This window comes from Lactiplantibacillus sp. YT640 (genome assembly GCF_049745435.1).
Lineage (GTDB): Bacteria > Bacillota > Bacilli > Lactobacillales > Lactobacillaceae > Lactiplantibacillus > Lactiplantibacillus plantarum.
The window spans coordinates 1-312 of the sequence record NZ_JBMNVY010000107.1 but is presented as its reverse complement, the minus strand read 5'-3'; the positions used below and the strand labels follow the sequence as shown (position 1 = coordinate 312).

Sequence of the window (312 nt, the reverse complement as noted above, 5' to 3'; positions counted from 1 at the left end):
CCGAAGGCCCCCATAAACTTGCCAAAGGCGGTGTTTAGAGCCTTAGCCGTTCTATTAGGGGCTTTGATGGCCCATAGAAGTCGGGTCTTACGTTCTACGAATGTAACCAGACATGATCGTGACTCACTTCGACTAGAAAGCACCGTATCTACTTCCCAATGACCAAAAGCTAACCGTTGATTAACAGTTGTTGGCCGTTGTTCGATGGAAGTCCCACTTGTAAATTTTCCACGATTTTCGCTCACTCGGTGCTGGCGGACATTCCGATTGGGTAGATCAGTCAATTTGAAGGGGAGCCAGCCACGATTAAGC

At 48.4% G+C, this 312-nt stretch carries 1 protein-coding gene; it reads right to left on the bottom strand.

The window, feature by feature from the left end; translation table 11 throughout:
• A partial coding sequence (locus tag ACOV1R_RS16135) for an IS30 family transposase (protein ID WP_424744351.1) occupies positions 1–312 on the bottom strand: 312 nt, incomplete at both ends.